Here is a 23,689-nt window from a genome sequence, read left to right on the forward strand (position 1 = left end):
CGGCACATTGCCGAAGCTTTTTTATTTTGTTGTTTCCAGTCCGTCAAGCAAGTTGGAAGCAGGTACTTCGAGTGCATTCGATAGCACTAGGATCGTTTGGACGGATGGTACTTCTTCGCCGCTTTCATAGGATTCAAGGCGTGCTGTGCCGATGCGTGTTTTTAAAGACAAGTCATCGAGCGACAAGTTGCGTTCTTCCCGCAGCATTTTCAATTGGGTGTGCAAATCTTTTTTCAAAGTCATACACTCCTTTTCTTAAAGACTTCCTTCTAGCCCCATCATACCACGCGGGAGTGTTTTCTTACATAAAGAGTTGTGGCATTTTTCGAACAATGGAATCAACTGAAGATATCGATGATGCCATTGATAAAGACGATGACGATAGCGGCCGGTGCGACGTAGCGGACTAAGACACGCCATACTTCGACCCATGTCTTTTGCTGGGTCAATTCATCATGCGCATCTTTATTGCTCAGGACATATCCGGCGAATAGAGAGATGAACAATGCGCCGAGCGGCAAGCCGATTCGGCTCGTCAAGATATCGACGAAATCAAAGAATGTATAGCCGAAGAATACAGGTTCGCTCATAACACCGAACGATAGGGCGCTTGGGATACCGACAACAAAGATCGCCAAGCCGATGATGAATGCCAAACGGCGGCGGCGGTCGTATTTGTTTTTGACGGCAATCGACACGGTGATCTCAAGCATCGAGATGGATGAAGTCAAGGTAGCGAACAATAACAGGATGAAGAAAATGATAATCAGGAATTGTCCCATGAACAACTGGTCGAAAATGGCTGGCAAAATGATGAAGACCAGCCCTGGCCCCTGATCCGGCAAGTAATCAAGTGCGAATACTGCTGGGAAGATGATCAACCCGGCCATGATGGAAATGACAATATTCAAAGATACGACACTGACGGCTGACCGCGTTAGATTCTCGGATTTCTTCAAATACGATGCATAAGTGATCATTCCAGCAACACCGACACTCAAGGAGAAGAACGCTTGCCCGAGTGCCACTAAAGCCGTTTCGAAATTGAAGAACGACCAGTCAGGAACGAACATAAAGCGAACGCCTTCCATCGCGCCGTCGAGTGTCAATGAACGGATCATTAAGATGACGAAGAAGATGAGCAAGGCTGGCATCATGATTTTGCTGGCGCGTTCAATGCCGGCCTTGATGCCGCCTTGGACGATCCAGATCGTCAATGCCATGAATGCGGCTTGTGCGATCAGCACTTCCAATGGATTGCTGATGATGCCGCCGAACAATTCGGCGAAATCTGCATCGCCCAGCCCCGACAATTGCAAAGTGACGGCGCGTACCAGATACGATAGCACCCAGCCGCCGACTACACTGTAAAAGGAAAGGATCAAGAAAGAAAAAATAAATCCGGACCAGCCGATCAAATACCACGGCTTTCCGGGTGCTTGTTTTTTGAGTCCGCTAACGGCATCTGCCTGTCCGCGGCGCCCGATGACGAATTCAGCAAGCAAGATCGGCAAACCGATCAAGACGGTGCTCAAGATGAACAGCAAAATAAAACGCTGCCCCGTTTGGCAGCGGGTTAGTACGGGAACTGCCAGATCGCCCCGAGGCCGATTGCACTGCCGGCTGCTGAGAGTATGAAAACGGTCTTGGACGTCCATTGTTCACGTGCTATCATAATTGGTTCCTCCTAAATCGATTAGATTTCACTATTGTACACGAGCCCTTCAGAAAAAAATAGAATTATTTAAAAATGCATTGAATTTCTTCTGTATAATAGAAATAAAAGGAAATTCACTAGAAAGAGAGCTGATGGGGAGATGGATGAAAACAGCAAACCGGTAAGCGGAAATAATCGAAATGAAGATCGGGAAATGGTTCAATTGGCAGAAGAGCTCAGGCGGTTTGCCTATCAAAATGGCATGGCGGCGGACAAGACGAATCCTTTTTTCAATCGGGTTCAGGACCTTGCCGCCGGCGAGGAGAAAGGCGGTAATTTAGAGCTGATGCTCCACCGTGCAGCTGCAGCGCAATTGGCTCAATATCCCGAGCTCCATAACGATGGGAGCGCGATTGGGTTTCAGGAAGACCGGGAAAGCCATTTGGCGCTGCAGTCACTGCCGCTCAATGAGCGCATGGCTGCCGTTCTGTATTTGGTAAATGGCCGTGAATTATCGTTTGCTGCCCAGGCGCTTCACCTCGATGAACGGGAGCTGCTCGAACTAGCGGACAGCGCGAAGCATAAATTAGCAGAAAAGTTATCTGTGGAGGATCAACAAGAACTTGTGCAGCGGCTGCAATTCCTGGAGAAATCCATCAAGCGGATTAAGTTCTCGGAAAGGGAAGCGCCGATTCAAGAAACTCTGGGTGCTGACGAACAGCGAATAGAGCAGGTCCCGAAAGTGAAAAGACCGGCCATCTGGTTGGTCGCGGCATCGATAGCCTTGCTTGCAGCAGTCGTCGGTAGTTCTTTTTTCTTCGACAGTTTCCGTTTGCCTGCTGCATCGGAAGCATCAGAAGGACAGCTGACGCAGGAAATGGCAAATGAAATGGAACAACAATATGCGGAGACGAGAGAAAACGCGAAACAACGCCTCGGGTTGGGCGAGGGGGAATTTGCAGAGTTTGCCTACGTCGCTGATGCTGACCAAGAAAAGACGAGCTATTTAGCCGCAGCAACCTGAAGCAGCACGAAGACGATGCGGAACTCTTCACTAAACAGATGGAAGAATTGACCTGGAGGATTGAAACGCCGAAAGGAATGGGCGAATCTTGGCAAATTCCGGCCATATGCCTGTCGATGAAATGGACCGTTTTATGGAACTGTATTTCGCGAAAACAAACGAACTGCAGGACTTTGCAGAAAATATTTTGAAAATAATGAAGAACATTTGCCCGCCGCATCCGCTCATTACGGCGAGCCGCAGCTTTAATAGAAGATATCCCGGACGCATCGGCAGAACTGGAACAATTGCTCGCTGCCTGGCTGGAATACGGGCTGCGCTTTCGTCTGGCGGATCCTGAGCGGATGCATTTATTGACGAAAGATATTGATCAATTACAGCAGCTCCCGCAATTCCAAACGCATCCGTTTGCTTTTGACTACTTACAGCTATTCATGTTCTACCCTTATTTTGATGAACAGGGCTGGCTGGTGGAACCTTCCCATCTCATCAATGCATTGCACATAATGTTGTCGCTGTTGAACACAGAGCCAACCGATAGCAAGATAAAAGCTGAAATCGAAGTAATGTATGAACAGACAGTCTGGCAAATCACTAAAGGCTTGGAACATGAAATTTACGCAGACGGTGTTGTCAAACCTGAAATTCGCAAGCTTTGGAAAACGCTGACCACTTACGACCCATTAGCGGCCATCCTACTGCCGGTGATCGATGAAATGGAAGACAGCGGCTGGCGTCAATCCGCTTCCTTGGATAACTTGGAATATGGAGACAGCTTGGAAATGCTGAAACTGGAACAGCAAGGGCAGCTGAGTTCAACTTTGCCAAACGGTGATTTTCCATTAGAGTCGGAATTGGTGGACTTGGCAGATTTTGATTACAGCCGCGTCAAGGAGTTGCATGCGCGTTTTACAAAATCCTATGATCGTGACTTGCTTGCCGGTGTGCAGCCATTGGACATCTACTTTCTTTATTTTTACGCCAATCACATAAAAGACCCGGAAACAATGTACCATCTTTTGGCAGACAGTGAACTCAAGCCAAGCCTGGAACAGTATATGGAAGACTGGGACCCGCTTCCAGAACTGACGGAAAACGCTCTATGGGTTGAAATCCAGCAAGAAGCCATACAGCGCATCTATAAGAAAATGTTGATTCAGCCAATGGTGGCGTATGAAGAGCAAGATATCGGATTCCATCGAGCCAATCCGCTGCAGCCTGCTTTGGTGACGGAGCAGGATCATATCTGGCTTGTACAATATCAGCAGCAAGAATTCTCTCAAGGATCGGATCCGGAGTTACAGGGAAAGGGCGTGAAAGCTTATGAGTCGTTGGCGGATAAAGGAGAATTGCCAAAAGATACGTCACCGCTCATCGTCACCTATGCCTTATTGCATGCGATAGATGAAGAAAATTTTGAGGTCGCAAATAGTTTGCTTAGTGATGAATCTGAGGAACAGGAAGTCGCGTTCTGGCGCAATTTTGCCAGCAGCCATCAGGTCGCCGGTTTTGAAAACTTAAACTCAATGTCATTTACGGCAACGGATTTGAATATCCAAAACGAGATTGAGGCCAGCTTGGAAATTCTTTATGAAACAAAAGAAACCGAAGAATGGTATGAACATCTACAGATGGCCCTCACGCCGGATGGCTGGCGCTTCGAGTTGTTTCCTAGTTACTGATTTTACTCTTATATGCAACCTGTGCTATAATATACAGATGCCAATAGGTGTACAGTAATTAGATATAGACTAGGGCGGTTAACTATGACAAAAACGTATCAAGCAGGAGATAAAGTCTCCGGCAAAGTAACAGGAATCCAGCCATACGGTGCATTCGTTGCACTGGACGACCAAACACAAGGACTTGTCCACATTTCAGAAATCACGCACGGTTATGTGAAAGAAGTCAGCGAATACTTGTCTGTTGGACAGGAAGTAGACGTGAAAGTTTTGGACGTCGATGCTAAATCGAAAAATCAGCTTGTCGATCCCGCGTTGCAAGAACAGCCGCCGGCAGCACAAAAGAACGAAAACCACGTCAATCTCTTCAATCACATGTGAACGAGAACGACTCAGAAGGTTTCAACTCATTGAAAGACAAAATGCAGGAATGGATCAAACGTTCCGGCCAATAAGCATAATAAAACGCACAACCGACATTAAGTCGATTGTGCGTTTTTGATTTTCCGCAAACGGTATTGAAGGTTCTGGCGGCTCATGCCTGGTGCCTGGGCAGCTTTCGTCACATTGCCTCCGTAAAGATCCATCGCTTTCTCCAAATAATACATTTCCGCTTCCTGCAAATACTCCTCGAGCGGCAGCAAATCCTTATCGGAGCTGACCAGGAAGTCTTCTGGCTGCAGCGAGCCTCTTTGCGTTTTAGCTTGAAATGATGCGGCAGCATGGAAGCCGTCACGATTTCCTGTGTCGTGACGAGTGATGTGATTTCATCAACAGCAATTCAAGCTCCTTTAGGTTTCCCGGCCAGTCGTAGCTGAGGAATAATTTCTCCACTTCATCCGACAAGGAACGGATGACCGACCCGACTTTCATCCGGTGCCGGGAGAAATAATCATCGACAAACGGCAAAATGTCTTCTTTCCTGCGGCGCAGCGGCTCCACCTTGATGGTCATCGCCGAGAAGAAATAATACAGGTCTTTCACCAATGTATTGGAAGAAATCAATTCGACCGGATCATCGCCAACACTCGCAACGAAATAACAATCACCCGCTGCATGCCGTTCGACTACTTCTAGGAGCTGCACTTGCAAGGCGCGCGGCAACAAGTCGATGCGCTCACAATAAATCGTGCCGTGCTGCATGCGATCGATTTCCTTATCCAACTCATCGATCAACCGGCTATCGGTCCCATGGCAATACAGAATATGCATTGGAAGCTCAGAAGCATGGGCGGAATGGATGGCTTCTGCAAGCAACTCTTTGCCCGTTCCGGATTCGCCGACCAATAACACCGGCAGTTTGGCGGCGGCAGCTTTTTCTGCACGGGCAATGATGTTTTTCATGCTCGCGGATACGGCAGTCAGGCTGGCGAAGGTAATCGGTTCCTCGTATTTCTTCAGCGGTTGATAGATGACGCGCTCCAAGGTTGTGACATCTCGTGCCAGCTCAATCGCTCCAATCAGCACTTCGTCTTCAAAGACAGGGTAACTGTCATTGATGGTGGTGATTTCTTGCCCTTTGCGGTTCCAATAGGTTTGCTTGATGTTCAATATGGGGGTTCCGCTCGTCAGCACTTGAAGCAATGTGCTCTGCGTTTGGTCGAAACGGAACATCTCCAAGAGCGACCGGTCCGTTAATTCCTGAAAATCGAAGCCTTCGATTTCCCGCATCTTGCGATTGTACAAAATGGTTTTCCCTTTGCTGTCGATGGCGTGTATCCCTACAGCCACGTGATCTCCAGCGAATTTATAAAAAGGGGCCAAGTCTATTTGCTGTTCGTTCATGGCCATCACCTCAAAATTATTTTGACTTTTTAGATTAAAATGCTTGAAAAACGCAACAATCTTTTGCATTATTATAAGTGGAAACAGATTAAGAGTGCAAATTTTTTTTGCGCTCGCTCAATTATAAGGAGGATTCCCAATGATTCCCTACAAACATGAACCATTTACAGACTTCTCGATCGAAGAGAATCGCAATGCATACTTGGAAGGCCTGAAAACGGTTGAAGGATACCTCGGCCAGGATTACCCGTTGATCATCGGCGGAGAACGCGTAACGACTGAAGACAAAATCGTTTCATTCAATCCGGCGGATAAAGAAGAAATCGTTGGGCGCGTCTCCAAATCAAATAAAGAACTCGCAGAAAAAGCGATGCAAGAAGCGGATGCTGCATTCAAAACATGGAAAAAAGTGAAACCTGAAGTACGTGCAGATGTCTTGTTCAGAGCAGCTGCAATCATTCGCCGCCGCAAGCACGAATTCTCGGCGCTACTCACAAAAGAAGCAGGCAAGCCTTGGAATGAAGCGGATGCAGATACTGCAGAAGCGATCGATTTCCTAGAATACTACGGCCGCCAAATGCTGCGCCTCAAAGACGGTATGCCAATGGAAAGCCGTCCAGGCGAATATAACCGTTACGACTATATTCCACTCGGCGTAGGTGTTGTCATCTCTCCATGGAACTTCGCATTCGCAATCATGGCGGGTACGACAGTTGCAGCGATGGTAGCAGGCAATACGGTTCTCTTGAAGCCAGCTTCAACAACTCCGGTTGTCGCTTATAAATTCATCGAAGTATTGGAAGAAGCAGGCATGCCTAAAGGCGTCGTCAACTATATTCCAGGACCGGGATCTGAAGTCGGCGACTATTTGGTCGACCACCCGAACACTCGCTTCATTTCATTCACAGGTTCAAAAGAAGTCGGCTTGCGCATCGCAGAACGTTCTTCTAAAGTGAATGAAGGCCAAATCTGGATGAAACGCTTGATCGCTGAAATGGGCGGTAAGAACACGATGGTCGTTGACAACAATGCAGACCTCGAGCTTGCTGCACAATCCATTGTCAAATCTGCTTTCGGCTTCAGCGGCCAGAAATGTTCTGCAGGATCACGTGCTGTCATCGTAGAAGATGTCTACGACGAAGTACTTGAGCGTGTTGTGGAATTGACGAATGAACTCACGATCGGCAACACGGTTGACCAATCGAACTTCATGGGGCCTGTCATCGACGGAAACTCATTCAAGAAAATCATGGATTATATCGAAATCGGCAAAGGCGAAGGCCGCCTAGTTGCGGGTGGAGACGGAGACGATTCAACAGGATTCTTCGTTAACCCAACAGTCTTCGCGGACTTGGATCCACAAGCCCGCATCATGCAGGAAGAAATCTTCGGGCCGGTTGTCGGATTGATGAAAGCAAAAGACTTCAAAGAAGCGATTGACATCGCCAACAACACAGAATACGGCTTGACTGGCGGCGTGATCACCAACAACCGCGAACACCTCGAGTATGCACGTGAAGAATTCCATGTCGGTAACTTGTACTTTAACCGCGGCTGCACAGGCGCAATCGTAGGTTATCAGTCATTCGGCGGGTTCAACATGTCCGGTACCGACTCAAAAGCAGGCGGGCCAGATTACTTGGTTCTTCATATGCAAGCACAAACAACTTCTGAGATGTTTTGATTATTCGTTTGATGGTATAATGATGCACAAAAGGCAGACTCCGTGTCTGCCTTTTTTTAAAAAAGGTACCGTTAAGCGCATTCATCTAGATGAAATATTTCACAAAACTTTCAGGCTCAGCGGGTCTCGCCTTAATTTAAGGAGGAATTTGGAATGACACAAACACAGTCAATCATTGAAAAAACAGAGCAGTACGGGGCAAAGAACTACCATCCACTACCGATCGTCATCTCGAAAGCGGAAGGCGTATGGGTAACGGATCCGGAAGGCAATAAATTCATGGACATGCTCTCTGCTTATTCAGCAGTGAACCAAGGCCACCGCCATCCGAAAATCATCCAGGCTTTGAAAGACCAAGCCGACCGGGTGACTCTTACGTCGCGCGCTTTCCATAACGACCAATTGGCGCCGTGGTATGAAATGATCTGTAAGATTTCTGGCAAAGAAATGGCCTTGCCGATGAACACGGGAGCGGAAGCTGTGGAAACAGCCATCAAAGCTGCACGCCGCTGGGCATACGACGTTAAAGGCGTTGAAGAGAACAAGGTAGAAATCATTGCATGCGAAGGCAACTTCCATGGCCGTACGATGACTGCCGTCTCACTTTCATCTGACCCTGAATACCGCAGAGGCTTCGGCCCGATGCTTCCTGGCATCAACATCGTGCCGTTTGGCGATTTGGAAGCATTGAAAAATGCCATTACGCCAAACACTGCAGCCTTCCTCATCGAGCCGATCCAAGGCGAAGCTGGAATCATCATGCCGCCAAAAGGCTTCTTGAAAGCAGCACGCGAACTTTGCCGCGAAAACAATGTCTTGTTCATCGCTGACGAAATCCAGTGCGGCCTTGCACGTACCGGCAAAATGTTCGCTTGCGAATGGGAAGATGTAGATCCGGATATGTACATTCTCGGGAAAGCACTTGGAGGCGGAGTATTCCCGATCTCTTGTGTCGTCGCAGACAATGAAGTGCTTGGCGTATTCAATCCGGGTTCACACGGCTCCACTTTCGGTGGCAATCCGTTAGCATGCGCCGTATCCATCGCTTCCATGCAAGTCATCCAAGATGAAAACCTTACGGAACGCTCGCAGGAGCTCGGCACTTACTTCATGGATGAACTGAAAAAACTCGACCATCCTGTAATCAAAGAAGTCCGCGGACGCGGCTTATTTATCGGAATGGAATTGACTGAAGCTGCGCGCCCTTACTGCGAACAGCTGAAAGAACTCGGGCTTTTGTGCAAAGAAACGCATGATACAGTCATCCGTTTTGCACCGCCATTGATCATCACGAAAGAAGAGCTAGACTGGGCACTAGAGCGCATTCACCAAGTGTTCACAAAATAACAATCGGTGTGGCAAATGGAAGTTTGCCATGTTACACTAGATGCGAGTAATTACTAAAATACAAAGAGGCGAAACTAAACAATGGCTGAAAACTTGAACTTGTTGACGTCAACGCAGGATGTCATTAAAATTGCATTGGATAAACTTGGATACGAAGATTCGATGTATGAACTTCTGAAGGAACCGATGCGGATCTTGGAAGTGCGTATCCCGATCCGGATGGACGATGGGAAAACCAAAGTGTTCACGGGATTCCGTGCGCAGCATAACGACGCTGTCGGCCCAACTAAGGGGGGAGTCCGCTTCCACCCTGATGTGAACCGCGACGAGGTTATCGCGCTTTCCATGTGGATGACATTGAAATGCGGAATCGTGGACTTGCCATACGGCGGCGGTAAAGGCGGCATCATTTGCGACCCGCGCGAAATGTCCATGCACGAAATCGAAAAGCTGAGCCGTGGCTATGTGCGCGCCATCAGCCAGATTGTCGGGCCGAACAAGGACATCCCAGCGCCGGATGTTTTCACAAACTCGCAAATCATGGCCTGGATGTTCGACGAATACAGCAAGATTGACGAATTCAACTCACCAGGATTCATTACAGGTAAGCCGATTGTGCTGGGCGGTTCACAAGGCCGTGACAAAGCAACTGCACAAGGCGTCACGATCGTGATCAATGAAGCGGCGAAAAAACGCGGACTTGACATGAAAGGCGCACGCGTCGTTATTCAAGGATTTGGTAACGCTGGCAGTTTCTTGGCGAAATTCCTTCACGATGCAGGAGCCAAAGTTGTCGGCATTTCCGATGCTTACGGTGCACTGCACGATCCAGCAGGTTTGGATATCGATTATCTTCTCGACCGTCGCGACAGCTTCGGGACCGTCACAACGCTTTTCGACAATACCATCACCAATAAAGAATTGTTCGAAATCGACTGTGATATCCTGGTACCGGCAGCAATCGCCAACCAGATCACAGAAGAAAACGCACACGATATCAAAGCTTCTATCGTAGTCGAAGCTGCAAACGGGCCAACAACGGCTGAAGCAACAAAGATTTTGACGGATCGCGGAATCTTGCTTGTGCCTGATGTGCTTGCAAGTTCCGGCGGTGTAACAGTTTCTTACTTTGAATGGGTGCAGAATAACCAAGGTTATTACTGGACGCAGGAAGAAGTCGACGAGAAGCTCGAGAAGAAATTGGTGGAAGCTTTTGAGAACGTATACAATGTAGCCACCAACCGGAATATCGACATGCGCCTTGCCGCGTATATGGTCGGTGCAAGGAGAACTGCAGAAGCTTCACGCTTCCGTGGATGGGTATAAAAACCAACCGCTCGGCATTTGCCGGGCGGTTTTCTTATGCTCAATGTTTTGCTTTTTCAGGATTGAAAATTCATAATGAAATCTGAACGTATATCGGAGGAGGAGATTAGATGAACGCATTTTCTTTCTATAACCCAGTCAAATTGATTTTTGGCAAAGGGCAATTGGAAGCATTGAAAAACGAAGTGCCGAATTATGGCAAAAAAGTATTGGTCGTATACGGCGGAGGCAGCATCAAGAAAAACGGCCTTTACGATGAAGTTATGGCCAAGCTAAATGAAATGGGCGTCGAAATCCATGAACTTTCTGGTGTAGAGCCAAACCCGCGCCTCTCAACAGCAAAACGCGGAATTGAAATTTGCAAAAAAGAGAACATCGATATGCTGCTAGCAGTCGGCGGCGGTTCTGTCATCGATTGCACAAAACTTATTGCGGCCGGAGCTAAATACGATGGCGACGCATGGGATTTTGTCACACGCAAAGCGACACCTGAAGAAGTATTGCCTTTTGGCACAGTCTTGACTTTGGCAGCAACAGGCTCTGAAATGAACGCCGGTTCTGTTATCACGAATGAAGAAACAGAAGAAAAATACGGCTGGGGCAGCCCGCTGACATTCCCGAAATTCTCTATTTTGGACCCGAGCTACACGAAATCCGTGCCGCGCGACCATACAGTCTATGGGGTAGTGGATATGATGTCGCATATGTTCGAGCAGTATTACCATAATGCAACGAACACGCCAGTACAAGACCAGATGATCGAAGGCGTGTTGCGTGCTGTGATCGATACAGCTCCGAAACTCATGGAAGACCTTGAAAGCTATGAGCACCGTGAAACCATTCTATTTGCCGGAACGATGGGGCTTAACAACTTCCTACAGATGGGCTATAACGGAGACTGGGCATCCCATAATATCGAGCATGCGGTCTCTGCGATTTATGACATTCCACATGCAGGCGGCTTGGCAATTTTGTTCCCTCAATGGATGCGCCATAACGTGCCGGTCAACCCGTCACGATTCGCACAAATGGCTGTCCGTGTATTCGGCGTCGACGCTGCAAACAAATCCGAGGAAGAAATCGCAAACGAAGGAATCGACCGTCTCGTAGAGTTCTGGACATCGATTGGGGCTCCAAGCAGCCTGAAAGATTACGATATCGATGATTCCCGTTTCTCAGACATCGTCGACAAAACACTCGTCTACGGCGAATTCGGTAACTTCAATAAATTGAACGGGGAAGATGTAGAGAAAATCCTACAAGCTTCGCTATAATATAAAAAATCCCGATGCATGATGCATCGGGATTTTTTTATTCGGGTTTCTTCAATGAATCAGGACGCTTACTAACGTGTACCCAGTGTTTTTCACCATCGTCTGCATCGAGTGAGACGATTACATCATCTACGCTAGGCTGGCTCAAAATAAGTTCAGCCAAACGGTTCTGCAACTCGTCCGCTTCTTTGACGGTCAGGTTAGGGTCAACCTCCACTAAGGTTTCAACGTGAAGAAATTCACCCTCTTTGACTACTTCCAGTTCACGGATGTCTTTGACGGAAGGTCGATTGGAAAGGAGATGTGCAATATGGTTAACCATTTGTTCATCCGTTTCTCCAATGACACCACGTGCATTATCCAAGAAAATTTTCGTCACGACGTAGAACATCATAAAGCCGATTGCGATGGATGCTGCGCCTTCAATTTGCAGGAATCCAGTATAGTGTGCGATTAGAACGGCGATCAAAGCTAAAATTCCGCCAGCCGTAGCAACCAAATCTTCCAAAAACACGAGTTTCGTTGCCGGTTTAGCGCGATTCAAATGCCCAAAGCTCGTAGTTAGCGGGGCAAGAGCGCCGCCTTTTACGCCAGCTTCATGCAATACTTCTTTTCCGGCTTTATACATTACGAATAATTCAAGTAAAATAGCGATTGATAATACAACAACACTGATAATAAAGCCATCTGCTTCGATCGGGTGGGTCATCTGATGCCAGCCCTCACGAATAGTTTCATAAGCCATGATCCCAACTATTAGAACTGCTGCAAGCAAAACTAAATTCAACAGGCGGCCAAAACCATTTGGAAAACGCTTAGTCGGGGCTTTTTTCGATAATGCAGATCCAATGAAAACAAAATATTGGTTCGCCGCGTCACCGATAGAGTGCATCGTTTCAGCGAACATGGCAACATTTCCGGTAAAAGTAAAGGCGACGCCTTTCATGATAGCAATAAACGTATTAATGAGTGCTGCGTAAAGTGAAGGTTTATTTCCTCCCTTTAGCAATCCAAAAAATTCTCCCAAAAAAATTCCCCCTTTAGTTAATCATTTCGATATCCACTTGCTTCACGCTACTAATAGAAGAAATCTCCTTATACAGGTCGATGGTTTCTTTTCCCTGTGCGTAGGACATGCGGATCGAAAGTTTGTAGTACAAAGTTCCATTTTGCTGTTCCGGATGAAGAATCGACAAGTCTTCAATAGTCATGCCACTGTGTTTAAGCTCTTCCAATACTTCGCTTATAGCCTCCTCTCCCGAAACATACACAGTCAGTTTCGCTTCTGTCTGTCTCAGTCGTTTAGGGCCAAAACGGAAGAGGAGAGGAGGTATCACCTCAATTCCAATGAGCACTAACAAGACAGCGGTCAATGCTTCAATGTAAAAGCCAGCAGCGACAGCAATGCCAATTCCGCCAGATCCCCAAATCATCGCTGCCGTCGTTAATCCCGATATGGAATCATTCCCTCGTTTCAAGATAACCCCGGCGCCTAAGAATCCAATCCCTGAAACAATTTGTGCTGCAAGCCGGAGCGGATCCATTGTGATATTTACACCTTCATTGCTGCTCGATTCTGCAATATAAGCAGACTCAATTGAAATAATGGTCAATAAACAGCTGAATGTGGCAATGACCATACTTGTCTTCAAACCAACAGGCTTCCTCTTTAATTCCCTTTCCAACCCTATAACTAAACTTAAAACGGCGGCAATCGTTAATTTCATGAATGTCTCGAATGAGGAGATTTCGAGCGCGCTGAAAAATTCCAAGATCACAACCTCCATTTCACTTTGCGGTTGAATGTGGAGCCGGCAAATGGCAAACTGAAAAGTGATGTCAAAATCTAATGTAGCAAGAGGTGCCTAATGGAAAAACCAACGATTCATCCTTATATACCCATTCTGGTCGGAGTTATCTCAGTTGCGATGTCTGCAATCTTTGTGAAGATGACCACAGCTGATGCGGGCGTCACTGCCTTTTACCGGATGTTATTTTCTATTCTATTAATGTCCCCGGTATTCCTCTATAGCTATCTGCCCGAAATAAAGAAACTAAATAGAAGAGACTGGGTATTCTCGGCAATCGCCGGCATCTTCTTGGCTTTCCATTTTATACTCTGGTTTGAATCGCTTAACTACACTTCTGTAGCGAGCTCTACTGTTCTGGTAACATTGCAGCCTCTTTTTGCATTTGCCGGCACATACTTTTTCTTTAAAGAGCGCCTCTCTGCAAAAACCCTAATCTCTGGGGCGGTTGCAATCACAGGGAGTATTGTAATTGCATATGGAGACTTTCAGGTAAGTGGAAGTGCTTTGTTTGGTGACATATTGGCGCTCATTGCATGTGCGTTGATCACTGCATATTTATTATTCGGTCAAGATGTCCGGAAACGATTATCTTTAGTGACCTATACGTTTATTGTGTATGGTTTTAGTACCGTAACGCTATTTTTCTATATTATTGCTAAAGGAGAGTCGTTTGGTCCTTATCCTAAGGAAGAGTGGATGTGGTTTCTTCTATTAGCTCTTATTCCGAATCTTCTTGGACACACTTTATTTAATTGGGCAGTAAAGTGGGTGAGCACAAACGTAATTTCGATCGCTATTCTATTTGAGCCAGTAGGGGCGGCAATATTGGCGTATTTTATACTTGGAGAACTGGTTAGCAAATCACAAATTATTGGTGGAAGCATTGTGATTGCAGGGCTGTTATTGTTTGTTACTGATTATAGAAGAATTAGAAAAATCTTTTTTCGAAAAAGTGCTTGATTTTTTTAAGTATGCGGTTTATAGTTGTAAATGTCCTCGAAACAAGCCGATAAAAATATTTTGAAATAGTATTGACATCGAGTTTTAAAAAGGATATAGTAATCAAGTCGCCAAAACAAGGCGCACAACATGAACCTTGAAAACTGAACAGCAAAACGTCAACGAAAGACGTCACGAGCGCCTTGGCGCGCGAACGGCTTTTGCGATGGTCGCCCTTGGGCGGTCGGAGCAATCAGCCATTCCAAACTTCGGTGTTCGTGACTTAACTACTGATCAGCGTATGCAGATCAAAGCGAATCGCGCGTCTTTTAGACGGCGATACGCCAGCAACTATTGAGCAATCAATACTACTCTATAATGGAGAGTTTGATCCTGGCTCAGGACGAACGCTGGCGGCGTGCCTAATACATGCAAGTCGAGCGGAACCATTGAGCTTGCTCCTTTGGTTTAGCGGCGGACGGGTGAGTAACACGTGGGCAACCTGCCCTGCAGATCGGGATAACTCCGGGAAACCGGTGCTAATACCGAATAGTTTGCGGCCCTCATGAGGCTGCACGGAAAGACGGTTTCGGCTGTCACTGCAGGATGGGCCCGCGGCGCATTAGCTAGTTGGTGAGGTAACGGCTCACCAAGGCCACGATGCGTAGCCGACCTGAGAGGGTGATCGGCCACACTGGGACTGAGACACGGCCCAGACTCCTACGGAGGCAGCAGTAGGGAATCTTCCGCAATGGACGAAAGTCTGACGGAGCAACGCCGCGTGAGTGAAGAAGGTTTTCGGATCGTAAAACTCTGTTGTGAGGGAAGAACAAGTACCAAGTAACTACTGGTACCTTGACAGTACCTCACCAGAAAGCCACGGCTAACTACGTGCCAGCAGCCGCGGTAATACGTAGGTGGCAAGCGTTGTCCGGAATTATTGGGCGTAAAGCGCGCAGGCGGTCCTTTAAGTCTGATGTGAAAGCCCACGGCTCAACCGTGGAGGGTCATTGGAAACTGGGGACTTGAGTGCAGAAGAGGAAAGTGGAATTCCACGTGTAGCGGTGAAATGCGTAGAGATGTGGAGGAACACCAGTGGCGAAGGCGACTTTCTGGTCTGTAACTGACGCTGAGGCGCGAAAGCGTGGGGAGCAAACAGGATTAGATACCCTGGTAGTCCACGCCGTAAACGATGAGTGCTAAGTGTTAGGGGTTTCCGCCCCTTAGTGCTGCAGCTAACGCATTAAGCACTCCGCCTGGGAGTACGGCCGCAAGGCTGAAACTCAAAGGAATTGACGGGGCCCGCACAAGCGGTGGAGCATGTGGTTTAATTGAAGCAACGCGAAGAACCTTACCAGGTCTTGACATCCCGCTGACCGCCTAGGAGACTAGGCTTTCCCTTCGGGGACAGCGGTGACAGGTGGTGCATGGTTGTCGTCAGCTCGTGTCGTGAGATGTTGGGTTAAGTCCCGCAACGAGCGCAACCCTTGATCTTAGTTGCCAGCATTCAGTTGGGCACTCTAAGGTGACTGCCGGTGACAAACCGGAGGAAGGTGGGGATGACGTCAAATCATCATGCCCCTTATGACCTGGGCTACACACGTGCTACAATGGACGGTACAAAGGGCTGCAAACCCGCGAGGGGAGCCAATCCCAGAAAACCGTTCTCAGTTCGGATTGCAGGCTGCAACTCGCCTGCATGAAGCCGGAATCGCTAGTAATCGCGGATCAGCATGCCGCGGTGAATACGTTCCCGGGCCTTGTACACACCGCCCGTCACACCACGAGAGTTTGTAACACCCGAAGTCGGTGGGGTAACCCTTACGGGAGCCAGCCGCCGAAGGTGGGACAGATGATTGGGGTGAAGTCGTAACAAGGTAGCCGTATCGGAAGGTGCGGCTGGATCACCTCCTTTCTAAGGATTATATCGGAACCGATCTTCGGATCGGGTTGACGTTTTGCGTTCAGTTTTGAAGGTTCACTCCGCAAGGATTGACTTTCGAACTTGTTCTTTGAAAACTGGATAGATCGACATTGATTAAGAAACAAGCATCAAGTAGCGTGATCGCTTCGCGATCAACTTATTTTGACCCTCAGTGGTTAAGTTAATAAGGGCGCACGGTGGATGCCTTGGCACTAGGAGCCGAAGAAGGACGGCGCTAACACCGATATGCCTCGGGGAGCTGTAAGTGAGCTGTGATCCGGGGATTTCGAATGGGGAAACCCACTGTTCGTAATGGAGCAGTATCCATGTGTGAATACATAGCACATGAGAAGGCAGACTCAGGAACTGAAACATCTAAGTACCTGAAGGAAGAGAAAGCAAATGCGATTCCCAAGTAGCGGCGAGCGAAACGGGATCAGCCCAAACCAGAAGGCTTGCCTTCTGGGGTTGTAGGACACTCTATACGGAGTTACAAAGGAATGGATTAAGGAAGCGACCTGGAACGGTCCGCAAGACAGGGTAATAGCCCCGTAGCTGAAAGTTCATTCCCTCCAGAGTGGATCCTGAGTACGGCGGAACACGAGAAATTCCGTCGGAATCCGGGAGGACCATCTCCCAAGGCTAAATACTCCCTAGTGACCGATAGTGAACCAGTACCGTGAGGGAAAGGTGAAAAGCACCCCGGAAGGGGAGGAAATAGATCCTGAAACCGTGTGCCTACAAGTAGTTAGAGCCCGTTAATGGGTGATAGCGTGCCTTTGTAGAATGAACCGGCGAGTTATGATTGCATGCAAGGTTAAGGTGAGAAGCCGGAGCCCAGCGAAAGCGAGTCTGAATAGGGCGAGTGAGTATGCAGTTGTAGACCTGAAACCAGGTGATCTACCCATGTCCAGGGTGAAGGTAAGGTAACACTTACTGGAGGCCCGAACCCACGCACGTTGAAAAGTGCGGGGATGAGGTGTGGGTAGCGGAGAAATTCCAATCGAACCTGGAGATAGCTGGTTCTCTCCGAAATAGCTTTAGGCTAGCCTCAAGATAGAGAATCCTGGAGGTAGAGCACTGTTTGGACTAGGGGCCCATCCCGGGTTACCGAATTCAGACAAACCTGAATGCCAGTGATTTATGCTTGGGAGTCAGACTGCGAGTGATAAGATCCGTAGTCAAGAGGGAAACAGCCCAGACCACCAGCTAAGGTCCCCAAATATCCGTTAAGTGGAAAAGGATGTGGCGTTGTTTAGACAACCAGGATGTTGGCTTAGAAGCAGCCATCATTTAAAAGTGCGTAATAGCTCACTGGTCGAGTGACACTGCGCCGAAAATGTACCGGGGCTAAACGGATTACCGAAGCTGTGGATGGACATCGTAGATGTCCGTGGTAGGAGAGCGTTCTAAGGGCGTTGAAGTCAGACCGGAAGGACTGGTGGAGCGCTTAGAAGTGAGAATGCCGGTATGAGTAACGAAAGACGGGTGAGAATCCCGTCCACCGAATGCCTAAGGTTTCCTGAGGAAGGCTCGTCCGCTCAGGGTTAGTCGGGACCTAAGTCGAGGCCGATAGGCGTAGACGATGGACAACAGGTTGATATTCCTGTACCACCTCCCGCCGTTTGAGTAATGGGGACGCAGAAGGATAGGGTGAGCGTGCCGTTGGTTGTGCACGTCCAAGTTAGAGATGAGAAACGAGGCAAACCTGTTTCTATATAACATCAAGCAGTGATGGCAAGAGGTTTACCTCAGAGTCCCTGATTTCACACTGCCAAGAAAAGCCTCTAGCGAGGCGGGAGGTGCCCGTACCGCAAACCGACACAGGTAGGCGAGAAGAGAATTCTAAGGTGAGCGAGTGAACTCTCGTTAAGGAACTCGGCAAAATGACCCTGTAACTTCGGGAGAAGGGTGCTCTGGTAGGGTGAATAGCCCGAGAGAGCCGCAGTGAATAGGCCCAGGCGACTGTTTAGCAAAACACAGGTCTCTGCAAAACCGTAAGGTGACGTATAGGGGCTGACGCCTGCCCGGTGCTGGAAGGTTAAGGGGGTGCTTAGCGCAAGCGAAGGTGCGAACCGAAGCCCCAGTAAACGGCGGCCGTAACTATAACGGTCCTAAGGTAGCGAAATTCCTTGTCGGGTAAGTTCCGACCCGCACGAAAGGCGTAACGATCTGGGCACTGTCTCAACGAGAGACTCGGTGAAATTATAGTACCTGTGAAGATGCAGGTTACCCGCGACAGGACGGAAAGACCCCGTGGAGCTTTACTGTAGCCTGATATTGAATTTTGGTGCAACTTGTACAGGATAGGTAGGGAGCCAGAGAACCCGGAGCGCCAGCTTCGGGGAGGCGTCGGTGGGATACTACCCTGGTTGTATTGAACTTAACCCACAAGCCTTAGCGGCTTGGGAGACAGTGTCAGGCGGGCAGTTTGACTGGGGCGGTCGCCTCCTAAAGAGTAACGGAGGCGCTCAAAGGTCCCCCAGAATGGTTGGAAATCATTCGCAGAGTGTAAAGGCACAAGGGAGCTTGACTGCGAGACGGACAGGTCGAGCAGGGTCGAAAGACGGACTTAGTGATCCGGTGGTTCCGCATGGAAGGGCCATCGCTCAACGGATAAAAGCTACCCTGGGGATAACAGGCTTATCTCCCCAAGAGTCCACATCGACGGGGAGGTTTGGCACCTCGATGTCGGCTCATCGCATCCTGGGGCTGTAGTCGGTCCCAAGGGTTGGGCTGTTCGCCCATTAAAGCGGTACGCGAGCTGGGTTCAGAACGTCGTGAGACAGTTCGGTCCCTATCCGTCGCGGGCGCAGGAAATTTGAGAGGAGCTGTCCTTAGTACGAGAGGACCGGGATGGACACACCGCTGGTGTACCAGTTGTTCTGCCAAGAGCATCGCTGGGTAGCTATGTGTGGCCGGGATAAGTGCTGAAAGCATCTAAGCACGAAGCCCCTCAAGATGAGATTTCCCATTGCGCAAGCAAGTAAGATCCCTCAAAGACGATGAGGTAGATAGGTTCGGGGTGGAAGCGTGGCGACACGTGCAGCTGACGAATACTAATCGATCGAGGACTTAACCAACAAACTGAAACGCGCGTTTCCCCAATGTCGATTTATCCGGTTTTGAAAGAACAAGGACTTTTGCCTTTAGGCAAAAAGACTTGTAAAACTCGTCAGAGTTGGTATAATAAAAAACTTGTCTTTCAAAACCTTATAGTCCAGTGATGATGGCAAAGAGGCCACACCCGTTCCCATCCCGAACACGGAAGTTAAGCTCTTTGCGCCGATGGTAGTTGGGGTTTCCCCTGTGAGAGTAGGACGTCGCTGGGCATACATATGGAGGATTAGCTCAGCTGGGAGAGCATCTGCCTTACAAGCAGAGGGTCGGCGGTTCGATCCCGTCATCCTCCACCATTTTTACTCTATGCCGGAGTAGCTCAACTGGTAGAGCAACTGACTTGTAATCAGTAGGTTGAGGGTTCAAGTCCTTTCTCCGGCACCACTCATGTTTGAGCCATTAGCTCAGTTGGTAGAGCATCTGACTTTAATCAGAGGGTCGAAGGTTCGAATCCTTCATGGCTCACCATTTTAATTTCATAATTGCCACGCGGGTGTGGCGGAACTGGCAGACGCACTAGACTTAGGATCTAGCGCCTTCGGGCGTGGGGTTCGACTCCTTCACCCGCACCAAGCGGAAGTAGTTCAGTGGTAGAACGCCACCTTGCCAAGGTGGAGGTCGCGGGTTCGACCCCGTCTTCCGCTCCAATTTTTATCTGTCCAATGCCCCGCCGGGGTGGCGGAACTGGCAGACGCACAGGACTTAAAATCCTGCGGTAGGTGACTACCGTACCGGTTCGATTCCGGTCCTCGGCACCAACTGTTTTATCAAATTTTATATTATGCGCCCGTAGCTCAATTGGATAGAGTACTTGACTACGAATCAAGCGGTTAGAGGTTCGAGTCCTCTCGGGCGCGCCATATTTTGTCATCATCCTATTTAGTCGGGAAGTAGCTCAGCTTGGTAGAGCACTTGGTTTGGGACCAAGGGTCGCAGGTTGAATCCTGTCTTCCCGACCACTTTATGGGGCCTTAGCTCAGCTGGGAGAGCGCCTGCCTTGCACGCAGGAGGTCAGCGGTTCGATCCCGCTAGGCTCCACCAACTATACAATTTAAAGATCCTGGCGGCGTAGCTCAGCTGGCTAGAGCGTACGGTTCATACCCGTAAGGTCGGGGTTCGATCCCTCTGCCGCCACTTTTAGGACCTTTAGCTCAGTTGGTTAGAGCAGACGGCTCATAACCGTCCGGTCGCAGGTTCGAGTCCTGCAAGGTCCACCATTTAATATTTATCACGGAGGAATACCCAAGTTTGGCTGAAGGGATCGGTCTTGAAAACCGACAGGGGAGTCAAATCCCGCGGGGTTGAATCCCTCTTCCTCCTCCATTTTAAAAATGAGTGGACAATTATTTTATTCAATACTATTATCGCGGGTGGAGCAGTTCGGTAGCTCGTTGGGCTCATAACCCAAAGGTCGCAGGTTCAAATCCTGCCCCCGCAACCAAATGGTCCCGTGGTGTAGCGGTTAACATGCCTGCCTGTCACGCAGGAGATCGCCGGTTCGATCCCGGTCGGGACCGCCATTTTATAAATATGTGGGTCAGTAGCTCAGTCGGTAGAGCATTAGATTGAAGCTCTAAGTGTCGGCGGTTCGATTCCGTCCTGACCCACCATATTGCGGGTGTAGTTTAGTGGTAAAACCTCAGCCTTCCAAGCTGATGATGAGGGTTCGATTCCCTTCACCCGCCCAATAATGGGCCTATAGCTCAGCTGGTTAGAGCGCACGCCTGATAAGCGTGAGGTCGGTGGTTCGAGTCCACTTAGGCCCACCATTGTTCCGAAGTAGCTCAGTGGTAGAGCACCGCACTGTTAATGCGATGGTCGTAGGTTCGAGTCCCACCTTCGGAGCCATACTGGGAAGTACTCAAGTGGCTGAAGAGGCGCCCCTGCTAAGGGTGTAGGTCGGTAACACCGGCGCGAGGGTTCAAATCCTCCTTCTCCGCCAGTATTTGGCCCCTTGGTCAAGGGTTAAGACACCGCCCTTTCACGGCGGTAACACGGGTTCGAATCCCGTAGGGTCATATTAAAAGCGTCATGCATTCATATGCATGACGCTTTTTCTTTTCTAATTTTGTTCATTGTGTGAAGCGAAACTGTGTATTGCCATTCCTAGTATTACCATGGTTAAGCCAATTAATGCTATTGGGAAGGAAAAGCTATGCTTAAAAGAAGAAACTCACCTATTAATGCAAATATAACTTCCATAGATTGCGTGGCTTCAACTGCGGCAAGCTTTGACATGTTGTTTCTGACCATATCGGTCGCCATAAAGAATAGAACAGTCGCTATTACTCCTGAACAGATGGCAACTATCAAAGATTGATAAATTTGAGAGTTAGAAGGCAACCCAGTTGTCGAGAACCCATAAATAGAGAACCAACCAAAGCGGGAGACTGGCAATCGTCATTCCAAGCACGCGTTGATATGCATCTAGACGACCTTCGCAAACCTCCATCATTTTACGATTTCCAAGGGGTAGGCAAAGCTGCTATCAAAACGGGTACTAACCCGAGCAGCAACGTGGAAATAGTAACATTGGTTAAGTAGTCAAGTTGAAGAAGGGCTATTCCAGCTAAGATAATAGTTGAGAATAATAAGCCTTTAATGGGGATGCGTTGCTTTTGTATTACGGTTTGACCGGATATATGAATTTTAACGATAAAAGAGGAGCCAGTAAAGTTCCAGCAATAATCGTAAATTGCCAAGTTCCAGCTATTAGCCAGCCTGGAGAGTGTGCTGCTGCAAAACACAGTGGGGCGTAAAAAGACCGAATCCTATGAAACTCCACAATAACCATTTTACTTTATGTTTCTTCATTTCCTGGAGGAGGGGGTATATTACCCTAAGTATTACAATTAATAAGAGGAAAGGGATCATAAATAGATAGCGCAGGGACGCGCTCCATACCCAATGGCCTCCTTGTGCCTCCATTAAAGCATTAACAACAAAAGTAACTGCAAAAACATTGCTCCGGCAAGGCCTAATAAAATTGGTTTCATAGAAAACCCCTTTTGTATATATTAGATACAATATATCGCATTCAAAGAGTTTTCACCACACTTATTAATAGAAGACTTCCCAGAGTTATTTTCAATATTTAAAAGCTGATGGCTCATTGCCATCAGCTTTTAAGTATTAAGATAAAAAATAATCTACTAGTAGACCGATTGCCAACAGGAAGTTGAATAAAGTATTCGTGATGCCTGTATCCTTCATGGCAGGCATTACTTGCAATGGTTCAGTGAAGCGCTTAAAAGCCATAATTACCTTAAGTGGCTTAATAACACTCAATAGCACCAATAAAGCCCAAGGTGTAACGATGCCAAGGATCACCAATAAAATAATCCAAGCATAAGATAAGATAAAGAACCACATGAAGATGGTAACTGCAGCCGGTCTGCCAGCCAATATAGCCAAAGTGCGCCGACCGCTTTTTTTATCTCCGACCATGTCGCGGATGTTATTGGCCATCATAATTGCGGCTACGAGTAATGTGCTGGGTACAGCTAACATAACAGCGGTAGAGGTAATTGTTTCTGTTTGGATATAAAAAGCTACGATCACTATAAGGAAGCCCATGAACAATCCTGAAAACAATTCACCTAATGGCGTGTATGCGATCGGGTATGGCCCACCGGTGTAAAAATAACCGACTAGCATACCAATGCCACCAACTGCCAATAGCCACCAACTGGTGGAAGCTGCAATATAAAGTCCTAATACAGCAGAGATAGCGTAAAGCAGGAATGCCAGAACGAGAACGGTTTTCGGTGAAACACCATTCCGGACGATAGCGCCTCCAATGCCAACGGATTCTTCAGTATCGAGCCCTCTCGCGTAATCATAGTATTCATTGAACATATTGGTTGCTGCTTGAATCAGTAGGCTTGCGATCAGCATGGCTAAGAACAGCGCCCAATTTAAAGCGGTATAATGGATTGCAATCATTGTCCCTAGGAATACTGGGGCAAAAGATGCCGTTAAAGTATGGGGCCGGGTGAGCTGCCACCAGACGCGCCATCCACTATCAGCTTGTATGGAATGTGTCATTTCTATCTCTCCTATTCATTTCTATCCAACCTATATTGTACTTCAAAACACAGAGATTTACAGCATATG

Annotated in this window: 14 protein-coding genes, 19 tRNA genes, 3 rRNA genes and 3 pseudogenes; 31 read left to right on the forward strand and 8 right to left on the reverse strand. The window is 48.1% G+C overall.

Annotated elements, in window-relative coordinates; genetic code table 11:
* Positions 1-21 precede the first annotated feature (21 nt).
* Positions 22-237: a helix-turn-helix domain-containing protein gene (locus tag CW734_RS07380; protein ID WP_171900955.1), complete on the reverse strand. Its 216-nt coding sequence runs from the start codon at positions 235-237 to the stop codon at positions 22-24.
* Positions 238-338: 101 nt separating this feature from the next.
* Positions 339-1,675: pseudogene (locus CW734_RS07385) on the reverse strand (sodium-dependent transporter).
* A 196-nt stretch (positions 1,676-1,871) separates the two neighbouring features.
* Between CW734_RS07385 and CW734_RS07390 the strand changes: the two are divergent.
* The 4 genes and pseudogenes from CW734_RS07390 (at position 1,872) to yugI (ending at position 4,818) form a co-directional block, all read left to right on the forward strand.
* Positions 1,872-2,681, forward strand: a complete 810-nt coding sequence (locus tag CW734_RS07390) for a hypothetical protein (RefSeq protein ID WP_157824138.1) — start codon at positions 1,872-1,874, stop codon at positions 2,679-2,681.
* An 88-nt stretch (positions 2,682-2,769) separates the two neighbouring features.
* Positions 2,770-3,021: a hypothetical protein gene (locus tag CW734_RS07395; RefSeq protein WP_101190027.1), complete on the forward strand. Its 252-nt coding sequence runs from the start codon at positions 2,770-2,772 to the stop codon at positions 3,019-3,021.
* A 13-nt stretch (positions 3,022-3,034) separates the two neighbouring features.
* Positions 3,035-4,363: a hypothetical protein gene (locus CW734_RS07400; RefSeq protein ID WP_157824139.1), complete on the forward strand. Its 1,329-nt coding sequence runs from the start codon at positions 3,035-3,037 to the stop codon at positions 4,361-4,363.
* A gap of 84 nt (positions 4,364-4,447) precedes the next feature.
* A pseudogene (gene yugI / locus CW734_RS07405) lies at positions 4,448-4,818 on the forward strand (S1 domain-containing post-transcriptional regulator GSP13).
* A 24-nt stretch (positions 4,819-4,842) separates the two neighbouring features.
* On the opposite strand, the gene CW734_RS19650 reads toward yugI, so the two are convergent.
* Together CW734_RS19650 and CW734_RS07410 are read right to left on the reverse strand one after the other, a co-directional pair.
* A complete protein-coding gene (locus CW734_RS19650; RefSeq protein ID WP_332871035.1) occupies positions 4,843-4,971 on the reverse strand; it encodes a helix-turn-helix domain-containing protein in 129 nt (42 codons plus the stop codon).
* 124 nt (positions 4,972-5,095) lie between these two features.
* Positions 5,096-6,148: a sigma 54-interacting transcriptional regulator gene (locus CW734_RS07410; protein ID WP_332871036.1), complete on the reverse strand. Its 1,053-nt coding sequence runs from the start codon at positions 6,146-6,148 to the stop codon at positions 5,096-5,098.
* Positions 6,149-6,287: 139 nt separating this feature from the next.
* Between CW734_RS07410 and pruA the strand changes: the two genes are divergently transcribed.
* From pruA to CW734_RS07430, 4 genes are all read left to right on the forward strand, one after another.
* A complete protein-coding gene (pruA, locus tag CW734_RS07415; protein WP_101190029.1) occupies positions 6,288-7,832 on the forward strand; it encodes an L-glutamate gamma-semialdehyde dehydrogenase in 1,545 nt (514 codons plus the stop codon).
* Between the two features lie 153 nt (positions 7,833-7,985).
* Complete coding sequence (locus CW734_RS07420) at positions 7,986-9,179, forward strand: ornithine--oxo-acid transaminase (protein WP_101190030.1); 1,194 nt, start codon at positions 7,986-7,988, stop codon at positions 9,177-9,179.
* Between the two features lie 81 nt (positions 9,180-9,260).
* On the forward strand, positions 9,261-10,505 hold the full coding sequence (locus CW734_RS07425; protein WP_101190031.1) for a Glu/Leu/Phe/Val family dehydrogenase: 1,245 nt from the start codon (positions 9,261-9,263) through the stop codon (positions 10,503-10,505).
* Between the two features lie 110 nt (positions 10,506-10,615).
* Positions 10,616-11,779 (forward strand): iron-containing alcohol dehydrogenase, encoded by a 1,164-nt coding sequence (locus tag CW734_RS07430; RefSeq protein ID WP_101190032.1) that lies wholly within the window; start codon positions 10,616-10,618, stop codon positions 11,777-11,779.
* Between the two features lie 37 nt (positions 11,780-11,816).
* Here the strand turns inward: CW734_RS07430 and CW734_RS07435 are convergent, their stop codons facing one another.
* Both CW734_RS07435 and CW734_RS07440 read right to left on the reverse strand, forming a co-directional pair.
* Entirely contained in the window at positions 11,817-12,806 is a 990-nt protein-coding gene (locus CW734_RS07435; RefSeq protein ID WP_101190033.1) for a cation diffusion facilitator family transporter, read from the reverse strand.
* A gap of 13 nt (positions 12,807-12,819) precedes the next feature.
* On the reverse strand, positions 12,820-13,551 hold the full coding sequence (locus CW734_RS07440; RefSeq protein ID WP_101190034.1) for an MgtC/SapB family protein: 732 nt from the start codon (positions 13,549-13,551) through the stop codon (positions 12,820-12,822).
* Positions 13,552-13,647: 96 nt separating this feature from the next.
* Here CW734_RS07440 and CW734_RS07445 point away from each other — a divergent pair, with 96 nt between their 5' ends.
* The 23 genes from CW734_RS07445 to CW734_RS07560 all read left to right on the forward strand — a co-directional run bounded on the left by CW734_RS07445 (position 13,648) and on the right by CW734_RS07560 (position 21,592).
* A complete protein-coding gene (locus CW734_RS07445; RefSeq protein ID WP_101190035.1) occupies positions 13,648-14,550 on the forward strand; it encodes a DMT family transporter in 903 nt (300 codons plus the stop codon).
* A gap of 354 nt (positions 14,551-14,904) precedes the next feature.
* Positions 14,905-16,444: ribosomal RNA gene (locus CW734_RS07450) — 16S ribosomal RNA — on the forward strand.
* Between the two features lie 183 nt (positions 16,445-16,627).
* Positions 16,628-19,536: ribosomal RNA gene (locus tag CW734_RS07455) — 23S ribosomal RNA — on the forward strand.
* Positions 19,537-19,672: 136 nt separating this feature from the next.
* Positions 19,673-19,785: ribosomal RNA gene (gene rrf, locus CW734_RS07460) — 5S ribosomal RNA — on the forward strand.
* Together the 16S, 23S and 5S rRNA genes with 19 tRNA genes alongside form the textbook arrangement of a ribosomal RNA operon.
* Positions 19,786-19,793: 8 nt before the next feature.
* A tRNA-Val gene (locus CW734_RS07465) sits at positions 19,794-19,869 on the forward strand.
* Positions 19,870-19,881: 12 nt separating this feature from the next.
* Positions 19,882-19,957: transfer RNA gene (locus CW734_RS07470), tRNA-Thr, on the forward strand.
* A 9-nt stretch (positions 19,958-19,966) separates the two neighbouring features.
* Positions 19,967-20,041, forward strand: a tRNA-OTHER gene (locus CW734_RS07475).
* 21 nt (positions 20,042-20,062) lie between these two features.
* Positions 20,063-20,145 (forward strand) — tRNA-Leu (locus CW734_RS07480).
* A 1-nt stretch (position 20,146) separates the two neighbouring features.
* Positions 20,147-20,220, forward strand: a tRNA-Gly gene (locus tag CW734_RS07485).
* 22 nt (positions 20,221-20,242) lie between these two features.
* Positions 20,243-20,331: transfer RNA gene (locus CW734_RS07490), tRNA-Leu, on the forward strand.
* A gap of 25 nt (positions 20,332-20,356) precedes the next feature.
* A tRNA-Arg gene (locus CW734_RS07495) sits at positions 20,357-20,433 on the forward strand.
* Between the two features lie 24 nt (positions 20,434-20,457).
* Positions 20,458-20,532 (forward strand) — tRNA-Pro (locus tag CW734_RS07500).
* Between the two features lie 6 nt (positions 20,533-20,538).
* Positions 20,539-20,614, forward strand: a tRNA-Ala gene (locus CW734_RS07505).
* Positions 20,615-20,635: 21 nt separating this feature from the next.
* A tRNA-Met gene (locus CW734_RS07510) sits at positions 20,636-20,707 on the forward strand.
* Positions 20,708-20,713: 6 nt separating this feature from the next.
* Positions 20,714-20,790 (forward strand) — tRNA-Ile (locus tag CW734_RS07515).
* 15 nt (positions 20,791-20,805) lie between these two features.
* Positions 20,806-20,896: transfer RNA gene (locus CW734_RS07520), tRNA-Ser, on the forward strand.
* 42 nt (positions 20,897-20,938) lie between these two features.
* Positions 20,939-21,014 (forward strand) — tRNA-Met (locus CW734_RS07525).
* A gap of 3 nt (positions 21,015-21,017) precedes the next feature.
* A tRNA-Asp gene (locus tag CW734_RS07530) sits at positions 21,018-21,093 on the forward strand.
* Positions 21,094-21,107: 14 nt separating this feature from the next.
* Positions 21,108-21,183, forward strand: a tRNA-Phe gene (locus CW734_RS07535).
* A gap of 4 nt (positions 21,184-21,187) precedes the next feature.
* Positions 21,188-21,258, forward strand: a tRNA-Gly gene (locus CW734_RS07540).
* A 7-nt stretch (positions 21,259-21,265) separates the two neighbouring features.
* A tRNA-Ile gene (locus tag CW734_RS07545) sits at positions 21,266-21,342 on the forward strand.
* Positions 21,343-21,346: 4 nt separating this feature from the next.
* A tRNA-Asn gene (locus tag CW734_RS07550) sits at positions 21,347-21,421 on the forward strand.
* A gap of 99 nt (positions 21,422-21,520) precedes the next feature.
* A tRNA-Glu gene (locus CW734_RS07560) sits at positions 21,521-21,592 on the forward strand.
* Between the two features lie 43 nt (positions 21,593-21,635).
* Here CW734_RS07560 and CW734_RS07565 read toward each other — a convergent pair.
* A pseudogene (locus tag CW734_RS07565) lies at positions 21,636-22,569 on the reverse strand (DMT family transporter).
* Positions 22,570-22,705: 136 nt separating this feature from the next.
* Positions 22,706-23,620 (reverse strand): 1,4-dihydroxy-2-naphthoate polyprenyltransferase, encoded by a 915-nt coding sequence (locus tag CW734_RS07570; RefSeq protein WP_101190036.1) that lies wholly within the window; start codon positions 23,618-23,620, stop codon positions 22,706-22,708.
* Positions 23,621-23,689: the final 69 nt, after the last annotated feature.

It is taken from the genome of Planococcus sp. MB-3u-03, assembly GCF_002833405.1.
Classification (GTDB): Bacteria; Bacillota; Bacilli; order Bacillales_A; family Planococcaceae; genus Planococcus.